This is a genomic window from Thermus composti (assembly GCF_014647535.1).
In the GTDB taxonomy this organism is placed as follows: domain Bacteria; phylum Deinococcota; class Deinococci; order Deinococcales; family Thermaceae; genus Thermus; species Thermus composti.
On sequence record NZ_BMPJ01000002.1, the window covers coordinates 116052 to 139849 of the forward strand.

23 protein-coding genes and 1 pseudogene are annotated in these 23798 nt (G+C 68.1%); 15 read left to right on the plus strand and 9 right to left on the minus strand.

Going from position 1 to position 23798, the window contains the following annotated elements; genetic code table 11:
* The first annotated feature begins 10 nt into the window (after nucleotides 1-10).
* Both IEX93_RS01365 and IEX93_RS01370 read left to right on the plus strand, forming a co-directional pair.
* Entirely contained in the window at nucleotides 11-271 is a 261-nt protein-coding gene (locus IEX93_RS01365; RefSeq protein WP_188845641.1) for an FtsB family cell division protein, read from the plus strand.
* Entirely contained in the window at nucleotides 268-525 is a 258-nt protein-coding gene (locus IEX93_RS01370; protein WP_188845642.1) for a hypothetical protein, read from the plus strand. The genes IEX93_RS01365 and IEX93_RS01370 overlap by 4 nt, the downstream gene beginning before the upstream one ends.
* Here IEX93_RS01370 and IEX93_RS01375 read toward each other — a convergent pair.
* Nucleotides 522-1379 carry a LysR family transcriptional regulator gene (locus tag IEX93_RS01375; RefSeq protein WP_188845644.1) on the minus strand — a complete coding sequence of 286 codons (858 nt, stop codon included), beginning with the start codon at nucleotides 1377-1379 and terminating at the stop codon, nucleotides 522-524. The two genes, IEX93_RS01370 and IEX93_RS01375, sit on opposite strands and share 4 nt — an antisense overlap.
* A gap of 110 nt (nucleotides 1380-1489) precedes the next feature.
* Between IEX93_RS01375 and aceE the strand changes: the two genes are divergently transcribed.
* The 5 genes and pseudogenes from aceE (at nucleotide 1490) to IEX93_RS01400 (ending at nucleotide 8110) form a co-directional block, all read left to right on the plus strand.
* Nucleotides 1490-4207 (plus strand): pyruvate dehydrogenase (acetyl-transferring), homodimeric type, encoded by a 2718-nt coding sequence (gene aceE, locus IEX93_RS01380; protein WP_188845646.1) that lies wholly within the window; start codon nucleotides 1490-1492, stop codon nucleotides 4205-4207.
* 9 nt (nucleotides 4208-4216) lie between these two features.
* A pseudogene (locus tag IEX93_RS01385) lies at nucleotides 4217-5509 on the plus strand (2-oxo acid dehydrogenase subunit E2).
* 11 nt (nucleotides 5510-5520) lie between these two features.
* Entirely contained in the window at nucleotides 5521-6426 is a 906-nt protein-coding gene (hemC, locus tag IEX93_RS01390; protein ID WP_188845648.1) for a hydroxymethylbilane synthase, read from the plus strand.
* Nucleotides 6427-6469: 43 nt separating this feature from the next.
* Entirely contained in the window at nucleotides 6470-6865 is a 396-nt protein-coding gene (gene perR, locus IEX93_RS01395; protein WP_188845650.1) for a manganese-dependent transcriptional regulator PerR, read from the plus strand.
* On the plus strand, nucleotides 6866-8110 hold the full coding sequence (locus tag IEX93_RS01400) for a bifunctional folylpolyglutamate synthase/dihydrofolate synthase (RefSeq protein WP_188845652.1): 1245 nt from the start codon (nucleotides 6866-6868) through the stop codon (nucleotides 8108-8110). It begins immediately after the preceding gene.
* Between the two features lie 64 nt (nucleotides 8111-8174).
* Here the strand turns inward: IEX93_RS01400 and IEX93_RS01405 are convergent, their stop codons facing one another.
* Both IEX93_RS01405 and IEX93_RS01410 read right to left on the minus strand, forming a co-directional pair.
* Nucleotides 8175-9305: an aminotransferase class I/II-fold pyridoxal phosphate-dependent enzyme gene (locus tag IEX93_RS01405; protein WP_188845654.1), complete on the minus strand. Its 1131-nt coding sequence runs from the start codon at nucleotides 9303-9305 to the stop codon at nucleotides 8175-8177.
* Complete coding sequence (locus tag IEX93_RS01410; protein WP_188845656.1) at nucleotides 9298-9792, minus strand: MogA/MoaB family molybdenum cofactor biosynthesis protein; 495 nt, start codon at nucleotides 9790-9792, stop codon at nucleotides 9298-9300. The genes IEX93_RS01405 and IEX93_RS01410 overlap by 8 nt, the downstream gene beginning before the upstream one ends.
* Before the next feature lie 189 nt (nucleotides 9793-9981).
* Between IEX93_RS01410 and IEX93_RS01415 the strand changes: the two genes are divergently transcribed.
* The 3 genes from IEX93_RS01415 to IEX93_RS01425 all read left to right on the plus strand — a co-directional run bounded on the left by IEX93_RS01415 (nucleotide 9982) and on the right by IEX93_RS01425 (nucleotide 12033).
* Nucleotides 9982-10188, plus strand: coding sequence for a hypothetical protein (locus IEX93_RS01415; protein WP_188845657.1), 207 nt, complete (start codon nucleotides 9982-9984; stop codon nucleotides 10186-10188).
* A gap of 201 nt (nucleotides 10189-10389) precedes the next feature.
* Nucleotides 10390-10920: an AfsR/SARP family transcriptional regulator gene (locus tag IEX93_RS01420; RefSeq protein ID WP_188845659.1), complete on the plus strand. Its 531-nt coding sequence runs from the start codon at nucleotides 10390-10392 to the stop codon at nucleotides 10918-10920.
* Nucleotides 10921-10977: 57 nt separating this feature from the next.
* On the plus strand, nucleotides 10978-12033 hold the full coding sequence (locus IEX93_RS01425; protein WP_188845661.1) for a ScyD/ScyE family protein: 1056 nt from the start codon (nucleotides 10978-10980) through the stop codon (nucleotides 12031-12033).
* Nucleotides 12034-12357: 324 nt separating this feature from the next.
* Here IEX93_RS01425 and IEX93_RS01430 read toward each other — a convergent pair whose 3' ends face one another.
* Entirely contained in the window at nucleotides 12358-13350 is a 993-nt protein-coding gene (locus tag IEX93_RS01430) for a M28 family peptidase (RefSeq protein WP_188845663.1), read from the minus strand.
* Nucleotides 13351-13368: 18 nt separating this feature from the next.
* Here IEX93_RS01430 and IEX93_RS01435 point away from each other — a divergent pair, with 18 nt between their 5' ends.
* Both IEX93_RS01435 and IEX93_RS01440 read left to right on the plus strand, forming a co-directional pair.
* Complete coding sequence (locus IEX93_RS01435; protein WP_188845665.1) at nucleotides 13369-13953, plus strand: GNAT family N-acetyltransferase; 585 nt, start codon at nucleotides 13369-13371, stop codon at nucleotides 13951-13953.
* Nucleotides 13931-15118, plus strand: coding sequence for an SLC13 family permease (locus IEX93_RS01440; RefSeq protein WP_188845667.1), 1188 nt, complete (start codon nucleotides 13931-13933; stop codon nucleotides 15116-15118). Before IEX93_RS01435 ends, IEX93_RS01440 begins: the two co-directional genes overlap by 23 nt.
* Here IEX93_RS01440 and IEX93_RS01445 read toward each other — a convergent pair.
* From IEX93_RS01445 to IEX93_RS01465, 5 genes are read right to left on the minus strand one after another with little or no spacing between them, the layout of a single operon-like run.
* Nucleotides 15110-16414, minus strand: coding sequence for an amidase (locus IEX93_RS01445; protein WP_188845670.1), 1305 nt, complete (start codon nucleotides 16412-16414; stop codon nucleotides 15110-15112). The two genes, IEX93_RS01440 and IEX93_RS01445, sit on opposite strands and share 9 nt — an antisense overlap.
* A complete protein-coding gene (thiI, locus tag IEX93_RS01450; protein WP_188845678.1) occupies nucleotides 16401-17624 on the minus strand; it encodes a tRNA uracil 4-sulfurtransferase ThiI in 1224 nt (407 codons plus the stop codon). Before thiI ends, IEX93_RS01445 begins: the two co-directional genes overlap by 14 nt.
* 8 nt (nucleotides 17625-17632) lie before the next feature.
* Nucleotides 17633-18058, minus strand: a complete 426-nt coding sequence (locus IEX93_RS01455) for an NUDIX hydrolase (protein WP_188845680.1) — start codon at nucleotides 18056-18058, stop codon at nucleotides 17633-17635.
* A 52-nt stretch (nucleotides 18059-18110) separates the two neighbouring features.
* A complete protein-coding gene (locus IEX93_RS01460; protein WP_188845682.1) occupies nucleotides 18111-20123 on the minus strand; it encodes a molybdopterin oxidoreductase family protein in 2013 nt (670 codons plus the stop codon).
* 4 nt (nucleotides 20124-20127) lie between these two features.
* Nucleotides 20128-21672 carry a polyhydroxybutyrate depolymerase gene (locus IEX93_RS01465; RefSeq protein ID WP_188845684.1) on the minus strand — a complete coding sequence of 515 codons (1545 nt, stop codon included), beginning with the start codon at nucleotides 21670-21672 and terminating at the stop codon, nucleotides 20128-20130.
* A 58-nt stretch (nucleotides 21673-21730) separates the two neighbouring features.
* Here IEX93_RS01465 and cas6 point away from each other — a divergent pair, with 58 nt between their 5' ends.
* Genes cas6 through IEX93_RS01480 form a run of 3 tightly spaced genes read left to right on the plus strand, consistent with a single transcriptional unit; the run spans nucleotide 21731 to nucleotide 23580 of the window.
* Complete coding sequence (gene cas6 / locus IEX93_RS01470) at nucleotides 21731-22468, plus strand: CRISPR-associated endoribonuclease Cas6 (protein ID WP_188845686.1); 738 nt, start codon at nucleotides 21731-21733, stop codon at nucleotides 22466-22468.
* Nucleotides 22461-23069, plus strand: a complete 609-nt coding sequence (gene rnhB / locus IEX93_RS01475; RefSeq protein ID WP_188845688.1) for a ribonuclease HII — start codon at nucleotides 22461-22463, stop codon at nucleotides 23067-23069. The genes cas6 and rnhB overlap by 8 nt, the downstream gene beginning before the upstream one ends.
* A 40-nt stretch (nucleotides 23070-23109) precedes the next feature.
* A complete protein-coding gene (locus tag IEX93_RS01480; RefSeq protein WP_188845690.1) occupies nucleotides 23110-23580 on the plus strand; it encodes a DUF4384 domain-containing protein in 471 nt (156 codons plus the stop codon).
* Nucleotides 23581-23798 lie beyond the last annotated feature (218 nt).

Below are 23798 nucleotides of genomic sequence, written 5' to 3' on the forward strand. Positions count from 1 at the left end.
GCCTAGCGCCATGCGACCCATTCACCGCTTCCTGCACCTGGTCTTCGCCCTGGGGCTGGTGCACGCCCTTTTCCTCTTGGGACAGGAGGGGGTGAGGGCCTACCGGCTCAAAGAGGAACAGGCTAGGCTGGAAAGGGCCCTGGCCGAGGCGGAGGCCCGGGTGGCGCGCCTTAAGGAGGAGATCGCCCTCCTCCAGGACCCCGCCCACCTGGAGGCCCTGGCCCGGAGGCTCGGCCTGGTGCGCCGGGAGGAGATACTGAAAAGGCGATGATGGAAGACCCCATCCACCTTTTCCTGGAGGACGAGGCGCTCACCGAGGGCCTCACCGACGAGGAGGCCCAAGCCCTCCTTTCTTGGCTCGTGGATCTGGCCCAAGGGGCGACCCTCGAGGAGGTGCACCACCTCCGCCGCCTGGGGCACGAGATCACCCGGCTTTCCCGGGACTACGGGGTGCCGGTGGAGGAGCTCATCGGCCTGGTGGAGCTGGCCTGGGACGAGGGGGGGCTTCCTGGCCTCAAGGCCTAAAAGGCGAGGGCCTTGAGGAGGGCCCGCACCTCCTTAAGGCGGGGCGGGGGCGGGTCCTTGCGGTAGATGAGGGAGACCTGCAGGAAGGCCTCTTCCTCCAAGGGGCGCATCACCGTCCCCGGGTGGGGAAAGACCCGGTAGGGGGCGAGGGTAAGGTAGACCCCCTTGCCCGCCGCCACCAGGCTCACCGCCTGGGGGAAGCGGGCTACCTCCCGGGCCACCTTGGGGGCGAAACCCGCCTTGCGGAAGACCTCCATGAAGGCCTCGTAAAGGGGGGGGAGGAAGTCCTTGGGGAGGAGGAGAAAGGCCTCTTCCCGAAGGGCCTTAAGGGGTACCCGCTCCTGGGCGGCCAGGGGGTGGTCCTCGGGCAGGAGGACCACGATGGGCACCTTGAGGAGGGGCTCTTGGGCGATGGCGGCCTCCTCCACCCGAAGCCCCGCCAGGCCGTAGTCCAGCCGCCCCTCCAAAAGCGCCTGGACCTGCTCGGGGGTGTGCATCTCCAGGACCTCCACCGCCTGGCCCAGGCCCCGCCGCAGGTGGTCCAGAAGGGGAAGGAGGTCGGGGAGGAGGTTCTCCGGGACCCCGAACCGAAGCTCCTCCCGCCCGGCCCGCCGCACCTGCTCCTTAAGGGCCTCCACTTCCTTCAAAAGCCGCTCCCCCCCCTCCTTTAAGGCCTCCCCCGCCGGGGTGAGGCGGAAGGGCTTCCTCTCCAGAAGCCGCACCCCTAGTTCTCGCTCCAAGGCCTGGATCTGCTGGGAGAGGGCGGGCTGGGAGAGGTAAGCCTTTTGGGCCGCCCGGTGGAAGCTCCCCTCCTGGGCCAGGATCAGGAAGAGGCGGAGGCGGCGCAGGTTCATGATAAAAAAATCTTATCACCTTGACCCAGGGAAAGCTATTGGACAAGCCCCCCTTTCTGCCCGAGACTAAGGGCAGGTCGGTGTAGTGTAGATACCGCACGGGGGGAACCATGACGGAGCAAGCGCTGAAAGAGGCTTTCCTTGCCCTCTCCCCGGAGGAAAGGGCCCGCTTCCTCGAGGTGGAAAACCGGGAGTGGCTGGAGTCCTTGGAGTACGTCCTCCGGGTGGAGGGATTTGAACGGGTAGAGGAACTTTTACACCTTCTGGACCAGTACCTCTTCCTCAAGGGCTACGTGCCCCAAAACCGCCTCTCCACCCCCTACCTCAACACCATCCCCAAGGAGAAGGAGCCTCCCTACCCCGGGGACCTGGAGCTGGAAAAGCGCATCGCCAACATCCTCCGCTGGAACGTGGCCATGATGGTCACCCGGGCCAACAAGAAGGCGGACGGGATCGGGGGGCACATCGCCACCTACGCCTCCATCGCCGAGCTTTACGAGGTGGGCTTCAACCACTTCTTCCGGGGGCCGGAGGCGGGGCTGGACCGGGACCTGGTCTTCTTCCAGGGGCACGCCTCCCCCGGGAACTACGCCCGGGCCTTCCTGGAGGGAAGGCTTAGGGAGGAGGACCTGGAGAACTTCCGCCGGGAGGTCCACCCGCCCGTGCCCGGGGGCCGGGGGCTTTCCAGCTACCCCCACCCCTGGCTCATGCCCGATTTCTGGGAGTTCCCCACGGTCTCCATGGGCCTTGGCCCCATCCAGGCCATCTACCAGGCCCGCTTCATGCGCTACCTCGAGGACCGGGGCCTAAAGCCCAAAAGCTCCGCCAAGGTCTGGGCCTTCCTGGGGGACGGGGAGCACGACGAGCCCGAGACCGTGGGGGCCTTGCACCTGGCCGCCCGGGAGAGGCTGGACAACCTCATCTTCGTGGTGAACTGCAACCTGCAGCGCCTGGACGGCCCGGTGCGGGGCAACTCCAAGGTCATCCAGGAGCTAGAGAGGCTCTATAGGGGCGCGGGCTGGCACGTGATCAAGGTGGTCTGGGGCTCGGCCTGGGACGCCCTCATCGCTAAGGATAAGGAGGGCCACCTCCTCCGCCGCTTTGAGGCCCTGGTGGACGGGGAAAGCCAGCGCTACGCCGCCTTCGGGGGGAAGGAGCTTAGGGAGCGCTTCTTCAACACCCCCGAGCTCAAAAAGCTCATTGAGGGGATGACGGACGAGGAGCTCACCGAGCTCACCCGGAGCCGGGGCGGCCACGACCTGGTCAAGGTCTACGCCGCCTACAAGGAGGCGGTGGAACACAAGGGAAGCCCTGTGGTCATCCTGGCCCGCACCATCAAGGGCTACGGCATGGGGCCCTCGGTCATGGCCAAGAACGTGGCCCACCAGGTGAAGAAGCTCACCGAGGAGGACCTGAAGGAGGCGAGGCGCTTCCTCGGCATCCCCGTCCCCGAGGAGAAGCTCAAGGAGCTTCCCTACTACCACCCGGGGCCGGACTCCCCCGAGGTGAAGTACCTCCTGGAGCGCCGCAAGGCCCTAGGGGGGTTCGTGCCCGAGCGTCGGGTGCGGTTCAAAGGGGGCCTCGAGGTCCCGGACGAGGCGTTCTTCCAGGAGTTCTACGAGGGCTCGGGGGGGCGGGAGATCTCCACCACCATGGCCTTCGTGCGCATCCTGGCCAAGCTCCTCCGCCACCCCAAGATCGGCCCCTACATCGTCCCCATCGTCCCCGACGAGGCCAGGACCTTCGGCATGGAGGCGTTGATCGCCCAGGTGGGCATCTACTCCCCCCAGGGGCAGCTTTACATCCCCGTGGACGCCGGCACCCTCACCGCCTACAAGGAGAGCCAGAAGGGCCAGATCCTGGAGGAGGGGATCACCGAGGCCGGGGCCATGGCCGACTTCATCGCCGCCGGGACCGCCTACGCCCACTGGGGCATCCCCACCATCCCCTTCCTCATCACCTACTCCATGTTCGGCCTGCAGCGGATCGGGGACCTGGTCTGGGCTGCCGCCGACCAGAGGACCCGGGGCTTTCTCCTGGGGGCCACCGCAGGCCGCACCACCTTGGCGGGGGAGGGCCTGCAGCACCAGGACGGCCAAAGCCACGTCTACGCCCTGGCCGCCCCCAACCTCTTGGCCTACGACCCCGCCTTCGCCTACGAGTTCGCCGTGATCCTGGAGGATGGCCTCCGCCGCATGTACGGCAAGGGGGAGGACGTCTTCTACTACATCACCATTGAGAACGAGAACTACGCCCACCCCCCCATGCCCGAGCCCCGGGAAAAGGTCAAGGAGGGGATCCTAAAGGGGCTTTACCTCTTCCGGGCGGGGGAGGGGAAGGGCCCAAGGGTGCAGCTTTTCGGCACCGGCCCCATCCTCAACGAGGCCCTGAAGGCCCAGGAGCTCTTGGCCCAATACGGGGTGGTGGCGGACGTCTGGAGCGCCACCAGCTACAAGGCCCTCTACGTGGACGCCATAGAGGCGGAGCGGGAGACCCGCCTTTTGGGCAAGCCCCGGAAGCCCTACGTGGTGGAGGCCCTTCAGGGCCACGAGGGCCCCGTCGTGGCGGCCACCGACTACCTCAAGGCCTTGCCCAACCTCATCCGGGGCTACCTGGACCGGCCCTTCGCCGTCCTGGGCACCGACGGCTTCGGCCGCTCCGACACCCGGGAGGCCCTGAGGGACTTCTTTGAGGTGGACGCCCGGCACATCGCCTACGCCGCCCTCGCCCTCCTTTACGAGGAGGGCAAGGTGAAGAAGCGCACCCTGAACCAGGCCCGGAAGGATCTGGAGCTTAAGCTGGAAGAGGTGCCGCCCCACAGGCGCTAGGGGGAGACCATGGAGGTGAAGCTACCCGAACTGGGCGATAACGTGACGCAGGCCACCGTGGTGGGCGTCCTGGTGAAGGAAGGGGACCGGGTGGAGCCGGGACAGCCCCTTCTGGAGCTGGAGACGGACAAGGCGGTGGTGTAGGTGCCCGCCGAGGCGGGCGGGGTGGTAGAGAAGGTCTTGGTCAAGGTGGGGGACGAGGTGCGCCCGGGCCAGCCCATCCTGGTGCTGGCCGGGGAGGCGGAAGCCCCTCCTAGGGTGGAGGAAAAGCCGGAGCCGCCTGCCTCTAAGGGCGAGAAGGCCCCTGAGGCCGAGGAGAAGCCCGAACCGGCTCCTAAGGTCCGGGAAGCACCCCCTTCTGCTCCCAAGGAAGCCCCTCCCGCCCCCAAGGAGGCCCCCGCCGAGGGCCGCCTCATCCCCGCGGCCCCCTCCATAAGGCGGCTCGCCCGGGAGCTCGGGGTGGACCTCACCCGGCTCCGGGGCACGGGGCTTGCCGGGCGGATCACCGAGGAGGACGTGCGCCGGGCGGCGGGCCTCGAGGCCCCGGCGGGCCCCCTTCCGGCCCCCGCCCCCAGGCTTCCCGACTTCGGCAAGTGGGGCCCGGTGCGCACCGAGCCCATGAGCGGGGTGCGCAAGGCCACCCTAAGGGCCATGGCCCAGGCCTGGAGCCAGGTGCCCATGGTCACCCACTTTGACGAGGCGGACATCACCGAGCTGGAGGCCTTGCGCAAGCGCTACGCCAAGCGGGCGGAGGAGAAGGGCTTCCGCCTCACCCTCACCGCCTTCCTCCTCAAGGCCGTGGCCCTCACCCTCAAGGCCTTCCCCAAGTTCAACGCCTCCATTGACCCCGAGAAGGGGGAGATCATCTACAAGGACTACATCCACATCGGGGTGGCGGTGGACACGCCCCATGGCCTCCTCGTCCCGGTGATCCGAAACGTGGACCAAAAGGGGGTTTTGCGCCTGGCCGAGGAGCTCCAGGAGATCTCCGAGAAGGCACGGGAGAGGAAGCTCGCCCCCGAGGACATGCAGGGGGGAACCTTCAGCCTCTCCAACCTGGGGGGGATCGGGGGCACTGGCTTCACCCCCATCGTCAACTGGCCCGAGGTGGCCATCCTCGGGGTTTCCCGCTCCCAGATGAAGCCTCTTTGGGACCCCGAGAAGGAGGCCTTCGTGCCCCGGCTCGTCATGCCCTTTAGCCTCACCTACGACCACCGCCTCATTGACGGGGCCGACGCCGCCCGCTTCTGCCGCCACCTGGCGGGGATCCTGGAGGACCCCTTGGGCCTCGCCCTGGCGTAGTATGGGAAGGTATGCGCGTCATCGTGGTGGGAACCCGGGGGAGCGCCCTAGCCCTGGCCCAGACCCGGTGGGTGGTGGAACGCCTCAAGGAGAGCTGGCCCGAGGCGGAGTTCAAGGTGCGGACCATCCAAACCCGGGGGGACCGGGGCGCAAACCCCGCGGAGCAAGCCATCTTCGTGAAGGAGCTCCAGGAGGCGCTCTTTTCCCGGGAGGTTGACATCGCCGTACACTCCCTGAAGGACCTGCCCACGGAAGAGCCCAAAGGCCTCAAGATCGCCGCCATCCCCAAGCGCCAGGACCCCCGGGACGTCTTCGTGGGCAAGAGCTATAAGCGTTTGCAGGACCTTCCTCCAGGGGCGGTGGTGGGCACAAGCTCCGTGCGGCGCAAGGCCCAGCTTCTCGCCCACCGGCCGGACCTGGTGGTGAAGGACCTGAGGGGCAACGTGGACACCCGCCTCGCCGCATTGGGCAACGGGGAGTACGACGGCATCGTCCTGGCGGCGGCGGGCCTCATCCGCCTGGACCTGAGAAACCGCATAGACCAGTTTCTGGAGCCCGAGGTGATGCTCCCCGCCCCGGGCCAGGGGGCCTTGGCCCTGGAGGTGAGGGAGGGGGACGACCTGGCGGAGGAGATCTGCTACGCCCTCCACCACCCCCCTTCCGCCGCCCGGGTGCGGGCGGAGCGGGCCTTCCTTAAGGGCCTGGGGGCCGGGTGCCTGGCCCCCGTGGGGGCCTTGGCACAGGTTCTGGAGGACGGAGCCCTTCTCCTGGAGGGCGGGCTTTTCTCCCCCGACGGCAAGAGCTTCCTCCGGGCGGAGATTGAGGGGGACGCCTCCGAGGCGGAGGAGCTGGGGTTGGAGCTGGCCCAGGACGTGCTGGGGCAGGGGGGGCGGGAGATCCTCGCCAAAATCCGATAGGCTTACTGGTGATTTCCCCGCCCTTGGGGTATAGTGGAGGGTGATGGCGCTGAAGCGTCTGACCCGCCAGCGCAAGGCGATCCTGGAGGTGGTGCGGCAGGCCCACCACCACCCGGACGCCGCCTGGATCTACCAGGAGGTGCGCAAGCGGGTGCCCAAGGTGAGCCTGGGGACCATCTACCGCAACCTCGAGGCCTTGGTGGCCGAAGGCTACCTCGTCCCCATCACCAAGGCGGGGGAGGCCACCCGCTACGACGCCAACCTTCACCCCCACCACCACCTGGTCTGTGAGGCTTGCGGGGCCATCGTGGACCTGGAGGTGGACCTTCCCGACCTCCGCGCCCTCGCCCGGGAGGCCCACCCCGGGGTGGAGGTGCGGGAGGCGGAGGTGACCTTTAGGGGGCTTTGCCCCGCCTGCAAGGCCGCCCTCAAGGGTTAGATGAACCCCCTCGCCTGGCTCTACGCCCGCCAGGGGGTGGTGGCTTTGGGTCTGGACCGGGTTCGGGCCCTCCTCGCCCGCCTGGGCCACCCCGAGGAGGCCTACCCCGTGGCCCTGGTGGGAGGGACCAACGGGAAGGGCACCACCGCCCGGGCCCTGGCCGCCATCCTGGAGGAGGCGGGGTTTAGGGTGGGGCTTTACACCAGCCCCCATCTGGTGGACTTCCGGGAGCGCATCCAGGTCCAGGGAAGGCCCATCCCCGAGGAGAAGCTTCTCGCCCTTTTGGCGGAGGTCCGCCCCCACGCCGAGCGCCTGGAGGCGAGCTTTTTTGAGGCCACCACCGCCCTCGCCCTCCTCCACTTCGCCCGGGAGGGGGTGGAGTTCGCCGTCCTCGAGGTGGGCCTAGGGGGTCGCCTGGACGCCACCAACGCCACCGAGCCGGTCCTTTCCCTCGTCACCAACATCGGCCACGACCACCTGGACCTCCTGGGGCCCACCCTAAGGGACGTGGCCCGGGAGAAGGCGGGGATCTTCCGCAAGGGCGTCCCCGCCCTCACCGCCGCCAAGGGGGAGGGCCTCTTGGAGCTCAAGGCCCGGGCCAAGGCCCTTTCCACCCCCCTTTGGGTCCTGGGGGAGGACTTCGGGGTGGAGGGGGTGGAGGGGGTGCCCGAAGGGCTTTCCTTCCGCCTCCGCCTGGCGAGGACCGGGGAGGCCAAGGCCTTCAAGACCGCCCTCCTCGGCCCCCACCAAGCGGAAAACCTGGCCCTGGCGGCGGTGGGGGGGAGGCTCCTTAGCGCCCCCTGGGAGGCGGTGGAAAGGGGCATCGCCCGGGCGCAAAACCCGGGGAGGCTGGAGCGGCGCACCTGGCAGGGCAAGGAACTCCTTTTGGATGGGGCCCATAACCCCGAAGGGGCTTGGGCCCTAAGGGAAGCCCTCCGCTTCCACGGGCTTTTGCCCGCCGCCCTCGTCCTCGCCTTCAGCTGCGACAAGGACCACGCCGCCATGGCCGAGGCCCTGAGGGGCCTAGGCCCCGTGGTCCTCACCCGCTACGCCTCCCCGAGAAGCGAAGACCCCAAGGCCCTCCTTCCCCTCTTCCCCGGGGCCAAGGCGGTGGAGGACCCCATGGAGGCCCTGGAGGAGGCCTTCTCCCGGGAAAGCCGGGTGGTGGTGGCGGGAAGCCTTTACCTGGTGGGAGAGGTCCTAAGGCGCCTCGAGGGGCTTCCCCCCGAGGAGAGGTGGCAGTAGCCCACCCCTTAGCCCTGTTGCCCTCCTCGGGGCCCCCGCCGCGGCGAAAGCCGCGGTGGGGTGCTTAGTCCAGGGCCTCCCGGATGCGCCTGGCCGCCTCCAAAAGCTCCGCTAAGGGGCGCACCAGGGCGATGCGGACAAACCCCTTCCCCCCGGGGCCAAAGCCCCTTCCTGGGGCCAGGGCCACGCCCCGCTCCACCAGGCTGAGGCAAAATTCCAGGTCGTCCACCCCTTCCGGAAGCCTTCCCCAGAGGTACATGGTGGCCTTGGGGGGGAGGAGGCTCAGGGCCCCTTGGAGGGCCTCCGCCATCCCCAAGGCCCTTTCCCGGTAGACCCGGGCGTAGCCTCGGGTCACCTCCTTGGGGGTCCTCAGGGCCTCCACCCCCATGCGCAGAATCCCAGCGTACTGGTTGAAGTCCATGACCCCCTTCACCCGCTCTAGCCGGGCGATGGCTTCTTCGCTCCCCAGGGCGAAGCCCAAGCGGAAGCCCGCCAGGTTGTAGCTTTTGGAAAGGGAGAAGAGCTCCACCACCCGCTCCCTGGCCCCGGGGAGGGCCAGGGGGGAAGGGGCTTCTCCCTCGTAGACCTGGTCCACGTAGGGGTTATCGTGCACGAGCCAAAGCCCGTGCCGCCTCGCCAGGCTCAAGGCCTCCTCCAAGTAGCCCCAGTCGGCCACGGCCCCCGTGGGGTTGTTGGGGTAGTTGAGGAGGAGGACCTTGGCCTCCTTCCAGAGGCTTTCGGGGACCTTTCCCAGATCGGCCAGGCCGTCTTCCCGCAAGGGGATGAGGAAGGTCCTTAAGGAGGCCACCCGGGCCGCTCCGAAGTAGCTGGGGTAGGCCACCTCCGGGAGAAGGAGGAGGTCGCCGGGCTCGGTGAGGGCGAGGAGGAGGTGGGCGAGGCCCTCTTGGCTGCCGATGAGGGCCAGGGCCTCCCGCCTGGGGTCCAGGGCCACGCCGAAGCGGCCCTCGTACCAGCGGGCCGCCTCCTCCAGGAAGGGGAGGGTGCAGCTTTTCAGGCAGTAGCCGTAGGTGGCGGGGTCTTTCAAGGCCTCGGCGAGGGCCTTTAGGGGGGCCTCGGGGGGCGGGAGGTCGGTGGAGCCGATGGAGAGGTCTAGGAGGGAGAGGCCCCTTTCCCGGGCCTTCCGCTTGGCCTCGTCCACCACAAGAAAGACCGAAGGCTCGGGGACCCTACTCATGGTGCCCCTCCTTCCAGGCCTTCCCTGTGACCAGGGAAAGGGCGTGGGGCAGGACGGGGAGGACCGCCTCCAGGGACTCCCGCGCCCCCTTGGGGCTTCCCGGGAGGTTCAGGATCAGGGTCTTGCCCCTCACCCCCGCCACCCCCCGGGAGAGGGCGGCCATGGGGGTCTTCTCCAGGCCCTTGAGCCGCATGAGCTCGGCGAGGCCCGGGGCCTCCCGCTCAAGAAGCTCCCGGGTGGCCTCGGGGGTTCGGTCCCTAGGGGCAAGCCCCGTGCCCCCGTTGGTGAGGATGAGGTCCAGGCCCTCCCGGTCGGCCCAAAGCCTGAGCACCTTCTTGATCATGGGAGGCTCGTCGGGCACCACCTCGTAGGCCACCACCTCAAAGGGCCCCCCCTTCAGGGCCTCCCGCAGGGCCAGGTGGGTGGTGTCCTCCCTTTCCCCCCGGAAGCCCTTATCCGAGACCGTGAGGATGCCCACGCGGAACATTTGCCTCAAGGTACCACACGGAGGGGCCTTGATGACGCAAACCTAACGCTCCTTCGCCTACGCTAGAAGAGCAGATAGGGACAAAGGTCCTTATCGTCGCAGGAAGGAGCGGGCATGACGTCTTTTGTGGTCCGATTGTAGGTGGATGATTTTGATTCGTGGAAGCGGATTTACGACCAATTCGTGGATATGCGACGGGGAAAAGGCGTGGAGGCTTCCCAGGTTTCCCGGGACGCCACCGAACCCAAGGTGGCTTGGGTGGTCCACCACTTCCCCACCACCGAGGCTGCCAGCGCTTTCGCTAGCTCTGCAGACCTCCGCGAGGCCATGCGCCAGTCTGGGGTGGTGAACCACCAGGTTTGGCTTTGGGAGGAGGTGGAGCGCTTTACCTCTTAAAGGGGGTTAAAGCGCCCGGGGCAGGCCCGGGCGCTTCGGTGCTAAACTCAGGCTAGAGGCGGGGTGTGAACGCCGGATCGGGTGTTTGTGAGCCCAGAACTGCGGCCTTCCGGTTTCTCCCTTTGGTTTCAGGTCCTGGGACCCTTGACCATGGGCGGTTTTCCCCTGCGGGGCCGGAGGCGGCGGGTTCTCCTGGTGGGCTTGCTGGAGGCTCGGGCCGGGGGTCGGGAAGGGCTTACGCCCTTAGAGCTGGAGGACCTGCTCTATCCTGACCAGGAGGAGGCTCGGGCCTTTGGGGCACTTCGGGAGCTGGTTTTCGCTTTGCGCAGGCAGTTCGGGCCAGGGGTGATTGAGCGCAGGGGTGCCCTGTACATCCTGGGCAGGAGCGTCATCTCCGACCTCGAGGTCTTCTTGGCCAACCCTCACCCTAAGCTATGGCGGGGGCCTTACCTAGACGGCCTGGGCACCGATGCGGTGCTTTGGGCCCGGGTGTACCGCTTGGGTTTGGAAGCGGCGCAGCGGGCCGCACCTTTGGAGGCCGCCCGCCTTCTTTCCTGGCTCCTTTTGGAAGAACCTTATGACCGGGAGGGCTTAGCCCTGCTCTTGCGGAAGCTGGGGGCTAACGGTTTCTCATCCTCTGCGCAAAGGACCTATCTCCAAGCGCGGGCCCGCTTCTTGGAGGTGGGCCTGGTCCTGCCCGCTAGCCTCGAGGAATTCCTGACGGAAACCTAACGCCCGCCACCCTAGCCTAGAAAACGCAAGCCCTATTGCTTGCCAAAGGAGGGTGGGATGGTTAAGGCATTGCTCGGATTCGCCCTAGGTCTAAGCCTGGCCGCACTGGCCCAGGGGATGCCGGTCATTACCGGCTTGAACGGCCCCATGGGGCTTCTTTTCGCCCCGGACGGGCGGCTTTATGTGGTGGAGTATGGTGTGGGTGGGGACACCCAGGTGGAGGCGATAAGCCCGGAGACGGGAGAAAAGGTGATGGCCAGGGTGGGGATGACCTCCAGGGTGCTTCGCCTGGAGCCGGATGGCTCGGTCTCGGAGGTGGCCCGCTTCCCTTCCGTGGCTTTGGGGCAGGAATCCAGCGGCGCCTCGAGGCTGGCTTGGTTGGGGGGGCTTTGGGTCACCAGCGGGGGCTGGAACCAGGCAGACCAGGAACCCATGCCTCTCATGGCGGTGGTGGCCCGGGTAACCCCCGAAGGACCCCAGAAGGTGGCGGACCTCTGGGCCTTTGAGAAGGCCCGCAATCCGGACGGCATGCACCTGGACTCCCACCCCTACGGCCTGACGGTGGGTGCCGACGGCTACGTCTATGTGGCCGATGCCGGGGCCAACGCCCTTTGGCGCGTGCACCCCACCACGGGGGCGGTCAGCCTAGTGGCGGCCTTCACTGGGCTGCCTGGGCCTATGGCCAACCCGGCCCGGGGTGGGGCCCACGAGATGGACCCGGTGCCCACGGCGGTGGTGGCCAAAAACGGCGTTTTCTACGTAAGCTTGCTCTCGGGGTTCCCTTTCCCCAAGGGAGCAGCCAAGGTGGTCAAGGTGGAGGGGGGAAGGGTGAGCGATTACGCCACCGGGGCGACCATGCTCACCGACCTCCAGGAGGGGCCGGATGGCCAGCTTTATGCGGTCCGCATGGCGGAAACGGGGGAGCAAGGCCCCATCCCTGGCACCGGCGCGGTCCTTCGCGTGCGCCCTGGAGGCTTTGAGGTGGTGGTGGAGGGCCTTCCCTTTCCCACGGCCTTGGCCATCGCCCCGAGCGGCGACCTCTACGTGACGGTGAACGGTGTAGGAGCCCCAGGCAGCGGGGCGGTCTGGAAGTTCGCCGGGGCTATCCGGTAAGCGGGACTTTCGTCCACCCAAGCTTCCCAGCCACCTGGGAAGCTTTTTCTTCACCCCAATGATGACGCAGACCTGATCCTTCCCCGCCTAAGCTAGGGAGGCAACCCATTGGTTGCGGGACAAGGAGGTGGTTATGGCATTGCGGGGTGCAGTAGGCCGGCTATTGCTGGCCCGGTGGGAAAAGGGTTTCGTGGGAAAGGCCCATAGGGGGAGGGGTTATGCGGTTTCCTAGACTCGTTCCCCTGGAAGTTGAAGTTTACGAGCGGCAAGAGGCCTTGAGGCAAGAGGCTGAAAGAAACAGGTTGCTCAGGGAGACCTTGGGGACTAGAGAATCCGGCTTGACCCGGCTTTGACAGGCGTTCTTGTACCGCAGTGCCAGTCTGGGGGCACGCCCCCTTCCAGCCGGATCAGGGTGAGGGTGGGAAAGCCCCTTTGCGCCAGGGGAAGGGCGTCAAAGTAGGCCAGGCGGTAGCGGAGGGGCCTCGCCCCTGGGGTCTTGCGGGCGGCCTCGAGGAGGGCCCCCCGGTAGGGGTAGTAGCGGAGCATCCCTTCCCCTTCCACGTAGAAGAGCTCCCCCCGGCCCACGTTGTCCAGGTTGAGGACCAGGGCCCCTGGGGGCAGGTGGGGGACGAGGGCCTTCGCCCCCAGGGCCCCCACCTCCTCGCACCCGGTGAGGGCGAGGCCGAGCCGCCACCCCTTGGGGGGCGTGGTCTCCAGGAAAAGGGCGGTGGCCACCGCCACCCCGCTGGCGTTGTCGTTTCCCCCTTCCACGTAGGGGGCCTTAAGCTCCCGGTGCCCAAGGAGCCCCGCCTGGACGAGGAAGTAAAGGCCTAGGGGCCACTTCAGGGGGGTGAGGGCCAAGAGGGGGCTTAAGAAAGCCAGGGAGGCGTTGAGGAGGAAGTGGGCCCGGAAGGCCCTCACCCGCCTGGGGTGGTAGAGGAAGAAGGTCTTGGCGGTGTCCACGTGGGCCAGGAGGACCAAGGCCTTTTCCCCATCCCCCTTCCAGGCCAGGAAGTTTTGCGAGGGGAAGCGGTCTAGAAGCCTTCCCCAAGGGCGCCTGCCCGTGAAGTAGAGGTAGAAGCCAAGGGCACCGAGGAGGGGAAAGAGGGGGGATAAGGGGGCCAAGGCCAGAAGGAGGCTTAGGCCCAAAAGCTCGGGGCCGTAGCTTCGCACGCCCCTAAAAGGCAGGGGTTGGGCCTCCACCCCTTGGGCCCGCAGGAAGGCTTCTAGGCGGCGGAAGGCTTCGGCCTCGAGGGCCGTGGCGCTTCCCCGGTGGGGAAGCATGAGGAGGTTTAGGACCGCCTTTAGGGTCTCCATCCCCCGCATAATAGGCCCATGTGGACCTTTCCCGAGCGCCTAGAGGGGCGGTACGTGCGCTTGGAACCCCTAAGCCTCGCCCACCTTCCCGTCTTTCTCCGCCACTTTGACCCAGAGGTCTACCGCTACTTGAGCCGGGCGCCTTCCGCCCCCACGGAGGAGGCCTTGCGGGCCCACCTCACGGGGCTTCTTTCCGAGCCCGGCCGGGTAAACTGGGCGGTTTACCTGGGGGAGGAGGTGGCGGGGCGCATCTCCGTCATCGCCCCCGACCCGGCCCACGCCAAGCTGGAGATCGGCACCATGCTCTTCAAGCCCTTCTGGGGTAGCCCCGCCAACAAGGAGGCCAAGTACCTCCTCCTCCGGCACGCCTTTGAGGTCTTGGGGGCGGAAAGGGTCCAGTTTAAGGTGGACCTGCGGAACCAAAGGAGCCAAAGGGCCCTCGAGGCCTTGGGGGCAGTGCGGGAAGGGGTCTTGCGGAAAAACCGAAGGCTTCCCGACGGCACCTTCCGAGACGACGTGGTCTATAGCGTCCTCAAGGAGGAGTGGCCGGGGGTGAAGGCGAGGCTCGAGGCCAGGCTCTATGGGGTTCCGGGAAACCCTTAGCCTCCTCGTCCTCCTCCTCGCCTACCTGGGCCTCGCCCTGGGGGGGCTTCCCGGCTACCGGATGAACCGGGCCGGGGTGGCCCTGGTGGGGGCGAGCCTCCTCGTCCTCCTCGAGGCTTTGGACCTGGAGGAGGCCTGGCGGGCTTTGGACGCTTCCACCCTGGTCTTCCTCTTCGGGGTCATGGTCCTAAACGCCCAGCTGGCCTACGCCGGCTTCTTCGGCCTTGTGACGGCGGGGCTTTTGCGCCTGGCCAGGACCCCTTTGGCCCTCCTCGCCCTCCTCACCTTTGGGGCCGGGGGGCTTTCCGCCCTCTTCCTCAACGACACCATGGCCCTCCTCCTCACCCCCCTGGTGCTCCAGGTGGCCCGGGGCCTCGGCCTGAACCCCGTCCCCTACCTCCTCGCCCTCATGGGGGCGGTGAACACGGGAAGCCTCATGACCCCCACGGGAAACCCGCAAAACATCGTGGTGGCGAGCCTCTCGGGCCTGAGCTACCTGGAGTTTTTAGGGGCCCTTTGGCCGGTGGGCCTTCTGGGCCTCGCCTTGCAGGTCCTCCTCCTCGCCCTCCTCTACCCCGAGGTCCGCTCCCTAAAGCCCCTTCCTCCCCTTCCTCCCTTGCGCTACCGCCTCCACCGGGGGCTTCTTGGGAAGGGGCTCCTGGTGGCCTCGGGGCTTCTTCTGGCCTTCCTCTTGGGCTACCCCATGGCCCAAGGGGCCTTGGTGGCGGCGGGGCTTCTCCTCTTCACCCGGAGGCTTCGCTCGGAGCGCTTCTTCATGCGGGTGGACTGGGAGCTTCTCGTGATGTTCGGCGGGCTTTTCGTCCTCACGGAAGGGGTGCGCCGCCTGGGCCTCGCCGAGGCCCTCCTGCCCCTGGCCCAAAGCCCCTTGGGGCTCCTTTTGGCCGCCACCCTCCTATCCCTTCTGGTCTCCAACGTGCCCGCCGTCCTCCTCCTCGCCCCTCTGGTCCACGAGCCCAAGGACTGGCTTCTCTTGGCGGGGGGGAGCACCCTGGCGGGGAACCTCACCCTCCTCGCCAGCGTGGCCAACCTCATCGTGGCCGAGGGGGCCAAGCGGGAAGGGGTGCGGGTGGGCTTCGCCGAGCACCTCCGCTTCGGCCTGCCCCTCACCCTCTTTCTCCTCGGCCTCCTCTACGCCCTACTTTAGCCGCTCCTCCAGCCAGCCCCCGATGGCCAGCACCTTCCCGTCCTCGGCGTAGGCCCCCACCACCTGGAGCCCCACGGGAAGCCCCTCCACCTTGGCGAAGGGGAGGGAGAGGGTGGGGACCCCGAGGAGGCTAAAGGGCAGGGTGAGGGTGATGAAGGCCTCCCGGTGGCCCTTTTGGCCGGATTCCAGCTCCACCTCCTCCGTGCCCAAAGGGGGCGCGGGGAGGGGCTGGGTGGGGAGGAGGAGGGCGTCCACCCCCCTTAGGGCCTTTACCAGCTCCAGCCGCAAAGCCTCCCGCTCGGCCACGGCGTCCCGGTAGTCCTTTTCCGTGAGGGAAAGCCCCTCCAGAAGGGCCTGGCGCACCTGGGGGGAGAAGCCTTGGGGATGCTCCTTCAGGGCCTTCTCGTGGATCCGGGCCGCCTCGTAGCGCACGAGCCGGGTGTAGACCTCGTAAACGCCTTTAAGGGGCAAGGAGACCTCCCTCACCTCGGCCCTTAGGGCGGGGAGGTCTTCTAGAAGGCGGGTGAAGGCCTTCCGCACCTCCACCCCAAGCCGCCCTTCCAGGAAGTCCAGGGGGACGCCGAAGGTGGGGTTTTGGGGGGCCTCCAAGGGGATGCTCTCCCCCGCCAGGATCTCGGTGAGGAAGTGGGCGTCCCGCACCGAGCGGGCGATGGGCCCCGCGTGGTCCGTGGAGCGGGAGAGGGGAAGGGCCCCTTCCAAGGAGATGCGGCCGTAGGAGGGCTTGAAGCCCACCACCCCGTTGAAGGCCGCGGGGATGCGGATGGACCCTCCCGTGTCCGAGCCCAAGGAGGCGAGACCGATCCCCAAGGCCACGGCCACGGCGCTCCCGCTGCTAGACCCCCCGGCCTGGCGGGTGGGGTCCAGGGCGTTCCGCACCGGGCCCGTCCAGGGGTTTTCCCCGGTGATCCCCAGGGCGATCTCGTGCATGTTGGTCTTGGCGAAAAGGAGCGCCCCGGCCTCCCGAAGCCGCCGCACCGCCCTTGCCTCCTCGGGGAGGGGAGGGAGGGGGGCTTGGGTGCCCGCCCGGGTGGGCATGCCCTTCACGGGGAAGAGGTCCTTTATGGTGAGGGGAAGGCCGTGGAGAGGCCCCCGCACCTGGCCCCTTTGAAGTTCTTCCGTGAGGGCCTTCGCCTCCTTTAGGGCCGCCTCCTCGTCCAGGTAGGCGAGGGCGTTCCGGTCCTGGAAGGCCCTGGCCCGCTCCAGGGCCTCCTCCAAAAGAGCGAGGGGGGTGGTGGCCCCGGTCTCCAGAAGCCGCTTCGCCTCAAGCAGGTCCATGCTCCATTATAAAAGCCTCCTTCCCAGGGCCCTCCAGGGGCTTTTCCCCCGGGAAGGTGTAGGTGAGGACCTCCCGCTCCTTTAGGGCCAGGGCGAGGAGCTCCTCGGTGGGGAGGCGGGCCTCCGTTTGGAGGACCACCTCCAGCCGGGCCCGGGTCACGGGGTGCTTGGGGGCGAAGAGGGTGCAGCACTCCTCGTCGGGGAGGATGGAGGTCTCGTAGGTCCCGATCCTTTTGGCCTCGGCCACGATCTCCTGCTTGTCCCAGCCGATGAGGGGCCGGAAGACGGGAAGGGTGGCGGCCTGGTTCACGGCGTGGAGGTTCTCCAGGGTCTGGGAGGCCACCTGGCCCAGGCTGTCCCCGGTGCAAAGGGCAAGGGCCCCTTCCTCCTTGGCGATGGCCTCGGCGATGCGGAGCATATAGCGGCGGTAGAGGACCACCCGGTAGGCCGGGGGGGCCTCGGCGATGATGTGGCGCTGGACCTCGCTGAAGGGGACGAGGTGGAGCCTAAGGCGGTGCTGGAAGCGGGCCAGGCGCTCGGCGAGGGCCTTGGCCTTCTCCCGGCTCGCCCCCGAGAGGAGGGGGAAGGGGTGGAAGTGGACGAGGACCACCTCCGCTCCCCGGCGCATGAGGCGGTAGGCGGCCACGGGGGAGTCAATCCCCCCGGAGAGGAGGGCCACCACCCGCCCCGAGACCCCCGGGGGAAGCCCCCCGGGGCCTGGGTGGCGCTCCGCCTCGAGGAGGGCCGCCCCCGGGAGGATCCGCACCACGAACTCCTTCTCCGCCCCCTTGAGTTGCACCTTCGCCCCGGTCCTTTCCTTGACGAAGGCCCCGAGGGCCCTTTCTATCTCGGGGGAGGTGAGGGGAAAGGCCTTGTCCGAGCGCTTGGCGGTGATGCGGAAGCTCCCGAAGGTCTGCCCCTCCAGGGCCTTCTCTAAGGCGGCCTTCAGGGCCTCGAGGTCGGGAGGGGTGCGGAGGACCCGGGCGAAGCTTTCCACCCCTAGGGTTTCCTGGAGGCGGGTTTTGGCCTCGGGCCAGGCGGCCTCCTCCAGGCGGAAGAGGAGGGCCATGGGCCACTCCCCTAGGAGCTTCACGTCCAGGTCCTTGAGGGCCCGCTTCACGTGGGCCTTGGCCTTCTTTAGGAAGAAGGGGCGGTTTTGCCCCTTTAGGGCGAGCTCGTGGAAGAGGTTCACCAGGACCAGGGTTTCCATGCTTCCTCCTAGGGGCAAAGCCCCTTCACCGCGAGGAAAAGCCGGCTACAAAGGGAGCCTTGCCTTGCGGCCGCCTTAAGCTCCTCGGGACGGCCGAAGCGGAAGGCGGTGTAGTAGGTCTTGCCCGGCCTCGGCTCGGGCAGACGGGGCTTTCCCAGAAGCTTTCCCTCGTAGACCCAAAGCTCCAGGGTGTACCCCGGCCGCTCCTCCACGCCGAAGGCCAGGGGCCGGGCCTCGGCCACCCCGGCGCCGAGCTTCTCCCGGGCCACCCGGAAGGCGGCTTCCTCTAGGGTTTCTTCGCCCTCCAGGCTCACGGCGGGAAGCCCCCAGGCCCCGCCGAACTCGTCCTCGAGGGGGCGCTGGACCAGAAGAAGCCCCTCCTCCCCCCAGGCGGCGAGGGCCACGGAGCGCTTCGTGGGCTTCTCCAGGCGCACCCACTTAGCCTAGCAAAATTGTGGCCCAGGCGCAAATCGCCCCCCTAGGGCCTTAGGCCAGGCGCAAGGGCTCCACCTCCACCGGGGTGCTGTGGAAGGTGCTCCCGCCCCCCAGGTCCGTGAGCCTTTCGGCGGTGAGGTGGTTCACCCCCTTGCCGTCCGGGGCCCACTTCTCCCACCAGGTGCCCTCGAGGACCACCGTCCCCGGGATGGGGGCCTCGCTCACCTCCGCCTTGCGGGTGATCCTGCCCCAAGGGGAGCGGATGTGGACCAGCATCCCGCTTTGGATCCCCCGCGCCCGGGCGTCCTCCGGGTGGATGAGGAGCTTGGGCTCCCCCCCTTCCGCCTCCACCAAGGCCTTCACGTTCCCGTAGGTGGTGTTCAGGAAGCGGTGGGCCGGGGGGGTGAGGAGGATCAGGGGGTAGTCCGGCAGGGGCTCGGTGGGGATTACCTCGGGCGGGGGGCTGAAGCGCACGGGCCCTTGGGCGAAGGGGAGGAAGGGCCTGGGGAGGTTGAGCTTCACGAAGCCTTCTCCTTTGAGCCTTTCCAGGGTGATCCCCTCTAGGTGAGGGTGGTCCGAGGCGAGGAGGCTTCGGGCCACCTCTTCCGCCGTCCAGTAGAGGGTGGGCTCCTTTAGGCCGAGCCTCTTGGCCAGCTCCCGGAAGACCCAGGTGTTGGGCCGGGCCTCCCCTTCCGGGGGGCTTAGGGGCTCGTTCCAGGAGAGGTAGTAGTGGCCGTAGCTGGTGTAGAGGTCGGGGTGCTCGTAGAAGAAGGTGGCGGGGAGGAGGTAGTCGGCGTAGAGGGCCGTTTCCGTCATCACCTGCTCCAGGACCACGGTGAAGAGGTCCTCCCGTTCCAGCCCCGCCTTCACCTTCCCGGTGTTCGGGGCCACCACCAGGGGGTTCGTGTTGAAGACGAAGAGGACCCGGATGGGGGGGTTGAGCTCGGTGAGGGCGGTGCCGAGCTGGTTCATGTTGATGGCCCGGGCCTTGGGGTTGGGGCGGAAGTAGCCCTCGTGGGGGGGGTTTTCCTCCAGGAGGTGCCGCCCTCCCAGGAAGCGCTTGTTCAGGGGAAAGGCTCCGCTGGTGGAAAGCAGGGCCCCGCAGCCCGGGTAGCGCCAGCTTCCCAAAAGGGCGGGGAGGAGGATCACCGCCCTTAGGGCGTTCCCGCCCCCCGGGTGCCGGGTCATGCCGTAGCCCACACGGAGGAAAACCCGCTTCGCCTCCCCCATCTCCCGGGCGAGGCGGAGGATGGCCTCCTCGGGGACGCCGGTGAGGGCGCTCGCCCTCTCTGGGGTCCACCTTTCCGCCTCTTTCCGGAAGTCTTCCAGGCCCACCGCCGCCTTTTCCAGGTACTCCCGGTCCACAAGGCCTTCCCGGAAGAGGACGTGGGCTATGGCGTAGGCTAGGGCGGCGTCGGTGCCGGGGCGCAGGCGGAGGTGCCAGTCCGCGAAGCGGCTCGTCTGGTTGGCGTAGGGGTCTATGTGGACCACCTTGGCCCCCCGCCTCCTCGCCTCCTTGAGGAAGGGGGTGAGGTGGCTATTCGTGGCGAGGCTATTGATCCCCCAAAGGAGGAGGTAGCGGGCGTTTTCGGGGATCTCCTCGGGATCTGGGCCCAGGCGGGGGCCATAGGTCATCTCCCAGGCGGCGCTTCCTGCTGTGGCGCAGATGGTTTCTAAAAGCTCGCTTGCCCCGATGGCCCGGAAGAAGGCCAAGGGGTGCTGGTTTTCCACGAGGCCCATGGTGCCGGCGTAGTGGTAGGGGAGGACGGCCTCGCCCCCCTCCCGGTCTAAGACCTCCCTAAGCTTTTGGGCGATCTCGTCCAGGGCCTCCTCCCAGGAGACCCTTTCAAAGCGCCCTTCCCCTTTCCGCCCCACCCGGCGCATGGGGTAAAGGAGCCTCTCCCGAACCCTTTCCGGGTAGCGGTAGGTCTTGGCGCAGGCGAAGCCCCGGGTGATGGGGTGGCGGGGGTCCCCCTCCACCCGGAGGAGGCGGCCTTCCTCCAAGGTGAGGAGGAGGCTGCAGGCGTCGGGGCAGTCTAAGGGGCAGGTGGCCCGTGCCTTCATGCCCCTAGAGTAGCCCAAGGGCCTCGAGGGCGCCGCACCTTTCCCCGTAGGGGTCGGGAAGAAGCCCCACGGGGACGTCTAGCCTGAGGAGGTAGCCCTCCACGAGGAGGGGCCAGCGGGGCCACCCCGTGGGCTTTCCTTCCTTGGCGAAGCCCGTCCAGTAGCGGCGCATCTTCTTGCCCAGGTACTCCCCCTCCTCCTTGGCCTCCTGGCTTAAGAAAAGGGGCAGGAAGGGCCTTTCCTGGAGGTTGCCGAAGAGGGGGGCGAGCTCCAGGCCGTGGAAGGCCCCAAGGCCCTCCAGCCCCTTGGGCCGGTAGGTGAAGAGGTAGGCGTAGGTGGGGGCGTGGGGGGCATGGAGGCGGGCGGCCTTAAGGGAGGGGCAAAGAAGGGTGAGGTCGGTCTGGAGCTCCCCCCAGGCCCTCTTGGGGTCGGGGTTTCGCCTTTGGTAGTGGGCGAGGAGGGCCTGGGCCTCCTTTTGGGAAAGCCCCGACTCCAAAAGCCTCCTTTCCGCCTCCTCCCAGTCCGAGGGCCCGAGGAGGGCCTGCAGGGCGGGGAAGGTGACCTCCTCGGCGTTGGCCCCGGCGATCAGGGGGATGCCCGCCGCCTTCCCCTCCCTTAGGGCCTCCCGGGGGTCTTGGGGGAGGAGGGGGGAGAGATGGGGCTTGAAGGGCCCCACCCGGAAGACGGAGGGCCTTGAGAGGAAGCGGTCCATGGCCTCGAGGGTGGGCTCCTTGGGAAGAAGCCTTTCCAAGGGGAGGGCCCGGAGGCAGGCGAGGTCCTTGGGGTCGCACCCCCTTTCCTTGGCCCAGGCCTCCCCTTGGGCGTAGTCCTCCTCAAGGGGTCTTACGTAGCCGCACCCCCCCGATTGGACGATGGCCTTCTGGAAAAGCCCCTGAGCCTCCGGGGTGGCGAGGAGGGTGCAGACCATCATCCCCCCGGCGGACTCCCCAAATAGGGTGATGTTCTTTGGGTCTCCTCCGAAGTAGCGGATATAGTCCCTTACGAAGCGAAGGGCCTCGAGGACGTCCAAAAGCCCGTAGTTCCCTGCCGCCCTTGGGTCCTCTTCCGCCAGGGCGGGGAGGGCCAAAAACCCCAAGGGCCCCAGGCGGTAGTTGGGGGCCACCACGATGACCCCCGCCTCCGCAAGCCGGTGCCCCCGGTAGATGGGCTCGGCCCCCGCCCCCGAGGTGAAGCCCCCGCCGTGGATGTACACCATCACCGGGAAGCCCCCCGGGGGCGGCGCCTGGGCGGGGAGGTAGACGTTTAGGACCAGGCAGTCCTCCCTCTGCGGGGGGATGGGCCCCCCGAACCACTCGGTGATCCCCGGGACCTGGGGGCAGGCCACGGCCTCCCGCCCCACCCCTTCCGGCCAGGCCTTTAGGGGCTTTGGGGCCTGGAAGCGCCCCGCCTCGGCGTAGGGAAGCCCGTAGAAGGCGATGGCCCCGCCTTCCACCCGGCCCTCGGCCCGGCCCAAGGGGGTCTCCACCCAGAAGCTTTGGGCCAGGGCCAGGCCCGCCAGGAAGAGCACCCAGCCCAGTTTCCGGACCATGCCCTATTTTATACCCGGTCTAGCCCTGTCAAGGCCCCGGCCCTGGTAGGATGGCGGCGTGGTGCTGGCCGCCCTGGTCCTCCTTCTGGAGGGGGAGACCCCCCCGGAGCCCGTGGGGCTTCGGGGCTTCTTCTACGGTCTCCTCAAGGAGGTGGCCCCGGAGGTCCACGACCAGGGGGAAAATCCCTTCGCCTTGGGCTTCGGCGGCAAGGAGGGCCTCTACTGGGCCCGGATCGCCCTTTTGGAGGAAGGCCTTTACGGGCGGCTTTCCCCGAGGCTTTTCGCCCTCGAGGGGCAGGCGGTGCGCCTGGGCAAGCCCTTCCGGGTCAAGGCGGTCCTCCAGGAGGGGCACCCTTGGGCGGGCGTCGCCACCTACCCCCGCCTTTTCCAAAACCCCAAGGGCCCGGACCTGCCCCTCCGCTTTTACAGCCCCACCTTCTTCCGCCGCAAGGGGGTCCACTACCCCCTGCCCGAGCCCAGGCTGGTGTTGGAAAGCCTCCTGCGGCGCCTCGAGGCCTTCGGCCCCGTAAGGGCCCCCGAGGGGGTGCGGGAGGCCCTTTTGGAAAGGACCACGGTGCGCTGGATGGAGGGGCGCACCCTCAAGGCCTTGGCCGAGGTGGACGCCGCGGGCTTCGTGGGCCGGGTGGTCTACCACCTGCCCCAGGCCACCGAGGAGGAGCAGGCCTGGCTTTGGGCCTTGGGGCGGTTCGCCTTCTTCGCCGGGGTGGGGGCCAAGACCTCCTTGGGCTTCGGCCGGGCCAAGGCCTTCGCCTGGGGGGAGGGGGAGGATGGGTGAGCCTCTGGAGGCCCCCTTCTGGGAGAAGGGGCTTCGGGTGGCCGGCCTGGACGAGGCGGGCCGGGGGGCCTGGGCCGGGCCCATCGTGGTGGGGGCGGTGATCCTCCCCCCGGGGCGTTACCCCTTCCGCGACTCCAAAAAGCTTTCCCCCAAGGAGCGGGAGCGGCTCGCCGGGGAGGTGCGCCGGGTGGCCCTGGCCTTCGCCCTGGGGGTGGCGGGGGTGGAGGAGGTGGACCGGCTTGGCGTCCTCGAGGCCACCCTCCTCGCCGCCGAGCGGGCTTTGAAGGGGCTTCGCCTACCCCCTCAGGCCCTGGTCACCGACTACCTCCCCCTTCCCACCTCCCTCCCCCTCCTCGCTCCCCCCAAGGCCGACGAGAGAAGCCCCACGGTGGCCGCCGCCAGCATCCTCGCCAAGGTCCACCGGGATGGCCTCATGGCCGAGCTGGACCGCCTTTACCCGGGCTACGGCTTTGCCCGGCACAAGGGCTACGGCACCCCGGAGCACCAGGAAGCCCTCCTCGCCCTCGGGCCCTCTCCCGTCCACCGGAAGCGCTTCGCCCCCGTGGCCCAGGCCCCCTTAAGGTTTCCTCAAGACCCCTAGGCCGCTTTGGGGCTAACCTGGGGGGGAAGGGGGTTTTTGTATGCGCTTCTTGGGTGTTCTGCTTCTTGGGCTTCTTTCCGCCTGTAGCCTGGTTGTTGAGGGGGGAAGCCTCACCTACCGGGTGGCCTACGGCGGGGCCATCCTCCGCTTTGAGCCCGACCGGGGGGCGGGGGCCACCTACTTCGTGGGGGAGGAGGTGCGGTTTTTTCTCACCCTGGACCAAGGCGGCTGGATCACCCTAGTGGTGGTAGACCCCGACGGCTACACCTACGAGCTGGACCGCTTCTACCTCCCCCGGGGCACCCACGTCCTGCCCCCGGGGCCTTACCGCTACACCCTGACCCCGCCCAGGGGCCTCCACCGGGTGCGGGCCATTTACACCGATAGCGCCCCGGGGAGCGTGCGCATCCAGGGGGTTTACACCAGCTGGGACGACCGGCTAAGGCTTTACCTCGAGGCCTCCCGCGCCCGCCGGCACCACGTGGCCGAGACCTATTTCTACGTGCGCTAGCCTCCCAGGCTTCCCACCGGCCTCCCATCTTGCGCTCATCCTGGAGCCGTGGTAGGATACCCCCGCCCCAAAGGGCAAGACCCCTATCCCACCCCCCACCGCTCGGGTTTGAGCGGTGGGTTATAAACCCTTCTCACCCTTTGGGGGTATCCCCCCTTCGGTTATTCGCTCCGACACTATTCACGCCGCCACCCTAGCTACCCAGGCGATGGGTAAGG

What these genes read in the sequence shown, in the direction of transcription:
- IEX93_RS01365 (WP_188845641.1), top strand. Translation starts at nt 11, where the DNA reads ATGCGACCCATTCACCGCTTCCTGCACCTGGTCTTCGCCCTGGGGCTG.
- IEX93_RS01370 (WP_188845642.1), top strand. Translation starts at nt 268, where the DNA reads ATGATGGAAGACCCCATCCACCTTTTCCTGGAGGACGAGGCGCTCACC.
- IEX93_RS01375 (WP_188845644.1), bottom strand. Translation starts at nt 1,379, where the DNA reads ATGAACCTGCGCCGCCTCCGCCTCTTCCTGATCCTGGCCCAGGAGGGG.
- aceE (WP_188845646.1), top strand. Translation starts at nt 1,490, where the DNA reads ATGACGGAGCAAGCGCTGAAAGAGGCTTTCCTTGCCCTCTCCCCGGAG.
- hemC (WP_188845648.1), top strand. Translation starts at nt 5,521, where the DNA reads ATGCGCGTCATCGTGGTGGGAACCCGGGGGAGCGCCCTAGCCCTGGCC.
- perR (WP_188845650.1), top strand. Translation starts at nt 6,470, where the DNA reads ATGGCGCTGAAGCGTCTGACCCGCCAGCGCAAGGCGATCCTGGAGGTG.
- IEX93_RS01400 (WP_188845652.1), top strand. Translation starts at nt 6,866, where the DNA reads ATGAACCCCCTCGCCTGGCTCTACGCCCGCCAGGGGGTGGTGGCTTTG.
- IEX93_RS01405 (WP_188845654.1), bottom strand. Translation starts at nt 9,305, where the DNA reads ATGAGTAGGGTCCCCGAGCCTTCGGTCTTTCTTGTGGTGGACGAGGCC.
- IEX93_RS01410 (WP_188845656.1), bottom strand. Translation starts at nt 9,792, where the DNA reads ATGTTCCGCGTGGGCATCCTCACGGTCTCGGATAAGGGCTTCCGGGGG.
- IEX93_RS01415 (WP_188845657.1), top strand. Translation starts at nt 9,982, where the DNA reads ATGCGACGGGGAAAAGGCGTGGAGGCTTCCCAGGTTTCCCGGGACGCC.
- IEX93_RS01425 (WP_188845661.1), top strand. Translation starts at nt 10,978, where the DNA reads ATGGTTAAGGCATTGCTCGGATTCGCCCTAGGTCTAAGCCTGGCCGCA.
- IEX93_RS01430 (WP_188845663.1), bottom strand. Translation starts at nt 13,350, where the DNA reads ATGGAGACCCTAAAGGCGGTCCTAAACCTCCTCATGCTTCCCCACCGG.
- IEX93_RS01435 (WP_188845665.1), top strand. Translation starts at nt 13,369, where the DNA reads ATGTGGACCTTTCCCGAGCGCCTAGAGGGGCGGTACGTGCGCTTGGAA.
- IEX93_RS01440 (WP_188845667.1), top strand. Translation starts at nt 13,931, where the DNA reads ATGGGGTTCCGGGAAACCCTTAGCCTCCTCGTCCTCCTCCTCGCCTAC.
- IEX93_RS01445 (WP_188845670.1), bottom strand. Translation starts at nt 16,414, where the DNA reads ATGGACCTGCTTGAGGCGAAGCGGCTTCTGGAGACCGGGGCCACCACC.
- thiI (WP_188845678.1), bottom strand. Translation starts at nt 17,624, where the DNA reads ATGGAAACCCTGGTCCTGGTGAACCTCTTCCACGAGCTCGCCCTAAAG.
- IEX93_RS01460 (WP_188845682.1), bottom strand. Translation starts at nt 20,123, where the DNA reads ATGAAGGCACGGGCCACCTGCCCCTTAGACTGCCCCGACGCCTGCAGC.
- IEX93_RS01465 (WP_188845684.1), bottom strand. Translation starts at nt 21,672, where the DNA reads ATGGTCCGGAAACTGGGCTGGGTGCTCTTCCTGGCGGGCCTGGCCCTG.
- rnhB (WP_188845688.1), top strand. Translation starts at nt 22,461, where the DNA reads ATGGGTGAGCCTCTGGAGGCCCCCTTCTGGGAGAAGGGGCTTCGGGTG.
- IEX93_RS01480 (WP_188845690.1), top strand. Translation starts at nt 23,110, where the DNA reads ATGCGCTTCTTGGGTGTTCTGCTTCTTGGGCTTCTTTCCGCCTGTAGC.